Genomic DNA, 3,349 nt, shown 5'->3' on the forward strand with positions numbered 1-3,349 from the left:
AATATGAATCGCCTGGCTTGTATCGCTTTCGGAATTGGCCTATTTATTGCACCACTCGCAATTGCCGAGGAACTCGGTGGTCCAGGCACTCATTGCGAAACGCACGAGCTGGTCGTGTTGTCGTGCCCAATCGCGGGGAAAAGCGATAAACACATGTCGATTTGCCGCACATCTGCCCAGACATCAGCGAATGCCTACATGCAATACCGTTTTGGCAAACTAGGTCAGACTCCCGAGCTGACATATCCGGCTACGACTCAAATGCACGCCAGGGAAGCGTTTCAGTTTTCCGTACGTAGCCCGAATGGTTGGACAGGTGCAGGTAATCTTCATTTCAAAATCGGCCAAGCGTCGTACACCGTGTACCAATTTTCCTCAGCGCGTTTCCCTGAAGAAGAAGCGGGCGTCGTAGTACGCGTGGGAGAAAAAAAAACCATGTACATCGAATGCGCGGAATCAAGAACGAGTCAATACAAAGACCTTATCGAACTGCGCAAATTGGAATTACCTGAGATGACAACCCCCTTCATCTTCGGTCCAAAAGCAAACAAGATCTATCGAAATTAATCAGCAAGACCCCTCATCCATGAACCTTTACACCAAACTCCAGCAGCGCGCGGCCGAAGGCAAACCGGTGCGCATAGGCCTCATAGGCGCCGGCAAATTCGGCTCCATGTACCTGGCGCAAGTGCCGCGGACACCGGGCGTGCACCTGGTGGCGATTGCCGACCTGTCGCCCGACGCGGCGCGCGCCAACCTTGCCCGTGTAGGGTGGAATCCGGCTCTAACCCAGGCAGAATCTGCGCAAGCAGCTATAAAAACAGGAGCAACCTGGATCACTGACGACTGGCAGGCGGTGGTCACGCATCCGCAGATCGACATCATTGTGGAATGCACCGGCAACCCGATCGCGGCGGTAGAGCATTGCCTGAAAGCCTTCGCACACGGCAAGCATGTGGTCAATGTCACGGTGGAAGCCGACGCTTTCTGCGRCCCGCTGCTGGCGCGCAAGGCCGCAGAGGCCGGCGTGGTGTATTCGCTGGCTTTCGGTGACCAGCCGGCGCTGATCTGCGACCTCGTGGACTGGGCGCGCACTTGCGGCTTCCCGGTGGTGGCGGCGGGCCGTGGCCACAAGTGGTTGCCGCATTTTTGCGAATCCACGCCCGAGACGGTGTGGGGAAACTATGGCCTGACGCCCGAGCAGGCCGCGCGCGGCGGGCTCAACCCGAAGATGTTCAACAGCTTTCTCGACGGATCCAAGCCTTCCATCGAATCGACTGCCGTGGCCAACGCCACGGGCCTGACCGTGCCCAGCAACGGCCTGCTCTACCCGCCGGCCAGCGTGGAAGACATTCCGTACGTGACACGGCCCATCAGTGAAGGTGGCGTTCTCGAACGCAAGGGCATGGTCGAAGTTATCTCGTCGCTGGAAGCCAACGGCCGCAAGATTCCCTACGACATCCGCATGGGCGTCTGGGTCACCGTTGAAGCCGAGACCGACTACATCAAGAACTGCTTTGAGGAATACAACGCCCACACCGACCCGAGCGGGCGCTACTTCACCTTGTACAAACGCTGGCACCTGATCGGGTTGGAAGTCGGCGTGTCCGTGGCCAGCGTGGCGTTGCGCGGTGAACCCACCGGTGTGGCGACCTGCTGGAACGCCGATGTGGTGGCCACTGCCAAACGTGACCTGAAACCCGGCGACATGCTGGACGGCGAAGGCGGCTATACCGTGTGGGGCAAGCTGCTGCCGGCCGATACTTCCATGAAGATGGGCGGGCTGCCCCTGGGCCTGGCGCATAACGTGAAGGTCGTGCGCGCAGTCAAAAAGGGGCAGAGCCTGAGCTGGGCCGATGTGGCGATGGACACATCGACCCACGCCTGGAAAGTGCGCCAGGAGATGGAAAGCATGTTTGCGCCGGCGCTGAAAAAAGCGGCCTAGAAAGCTGCCTGACAGCCTTCTTCCCGCCGGTTCCTTCATGATGACTCAAAGCCATTCTGAGGACACGAATTGACCATCACCAGCGACACGCCCCTGCCCCGCATCGCATTTTTGGGTACGGGCATCATGGGCCTGCCCATGGCCAGGCGCCTGTGCGAAGCGGGCTACACGCTGCAGGCATGGAACCGCACGCCGGGCAAGGCCGGCCCGCTGGCGGCGCTAGGCGCCACGCAACATACGCAAGCCAGTGCCGCGGTGGCCGCTGCCGACATCGTCATCAGCATGCTCGAAAGCGGCCCGGTCGTGGAAGACGTGCTGTTCACGCAGGGCGTGGCCGCCGCGATGAAACAGGGCGCGCTCTTTCTGGACATGGCCTCCATCCAGCCGCGCGAAGCGCGCGACCATGCAGCTCGCCTGGGCGCATTGGGCATCGCCCATGTGGATGCGCCGGTTTCAGGCGGCCCGGGCGGCGCGCAAAGCGGCACGCTGGCCATCATGGCCKGCGGCAAGGCGGAAGACTTCGCGCGGGCCCTGCCTGTGCTCAAGCACTTTGGCCACGCCGTTCACGTGGGCCCGCACGGCAGCGGCCAGCTCACCAAGCTGGCCAACCAGATGATTGTGGGCATCACCATAGGCGCGGTGGCCGAGGCCCTGCTGTTCACCGCGCGCGGCGGGGCCGACATGGCCAAAGTCAAGGAAGCGATTACCGGCGGCTTTGCCGACAGCCGCGTGCTGCAGCTGCACGGCCAGCGCATGCTGGAGCGCGACTTCGCGCCGCGCGCCCGCATGGACATCCAGCTCAAGGACATGCGCAATGCGCTGGCCACCGCACAGGAGATCGGCTTTGAAGCACCGGTCACGGCACTCTTTGAACGGCTCTATGCCGAAGGTGTTGAAAACGGCCTGACGGACCTGGACCAGTCGGCGTTGTTTGTCGAACTGGCCAGCCGCAACGGCATGAGCTGAAGCGCTCAGCGAGTCAACAAGGCGCGCACCAGATAACCCGCGATGCGCGGATTTTCCTTGATGCGCCGCATGCTGTAACCGTACCAGTCCTTGCCGCAAGGCACATAGATGCGGACCGCGTAGCCTTCGGCCAACAGCCGGTCCCGCAGGCCTTCACACACGCCGAGCAGCATCTGGAACTCGAACGCCGAGTTGGCCACACGTCGGCTACGCGCCAGTGTGATCACCTGGTCCACAAGCTCCTCGTCATGCGTCGCGACGCCGACAAAGGTGCCGCTGTCAAAGCATTGGCATATCCACGCTTTTTCAGGCGCAGCAACAAGTCGATCTCGCGCTGCGTGCAGCTGGCGTCCTCCATATCGATGCGCACAAAAATTGAGTGCGCCTTCGCTGCGTCGAGCAGGCGTTCCATATTGCGCTCGCAATGGGCCGCGTCGA

At 61.4% G+C, this 3,349-nt stretch carries 4 protein-coding genes and 1 pseudogene; 3 read left to right on the forward strand and 2 right to left on the reverse strand.

Annotated elements, in window-relative coordinates; all coding sequences use genetic code 11:
* From AC1DWI_RS17575 to AC1DWI_RS17585, 3 genes are all read left to right on the forward strand, one after another.
* Positions 1 to 567: hypothetical protein (locus AC1DWI_RS17575; RefSeq protein WP_477725318.1), on the forward strand; the 567-nt coding region annotated here is incomplete at its 5' end.
* Between the two features lie 19 nt (positions 568 to 586).
* Positions 587 to 1,945, forward strand: a complete 1,359-nt coding sequence (locus tag AC1DWI_RS17580; protein ID WP_477725319.1) for an NAD(P)H-dependent oxidoreductase — start codon at positions 587 to 589, stop codon at positions 1,943 to 1,945.
* A gap of 69 nt (positions 1,946 to 2,014) precedes the next feature.
* Entirely contained in the window at positions 2,015 to 2,911 is an 897-nt protein-coding gene (locus AC1DWI_RS17585) for an NAD(P)-dependent oxidoreductase (protein WP_477725320.1), read from the forward strand.
* Positions 2,912 to 2,916: 5 nt separating this feature from the next.
* Here the strand turns inward: AC1DWI_RS17585 and AC1DWI_RS17590 are convergent, their stop codons facing one another.
* Positions 2,917 to 3,147: a proline dehydrogenase family protein gene (locus tag AC1DWI_RS17590; RefSeq protein WP_477725321.1), complete on the reverse strand. Its 231-nt coding sequence runs from the start codon at positions 3,145 to 3,147 to the stop codon at positions 2,917 to 2,919.
* Positions 3,135 to 3,349, reverse strand: a pseudogene (locus AC1DWI_RS17595) (hypothetical protein); the annotation flags it as partial. The gene AC1DWI_RS17590 and the pseudogene AC1DWI_RS17595, both read right to left, overlap by 13 nt.

Source organism: Polaromonas sp. P3_C2, assembly GCF_056402675.1.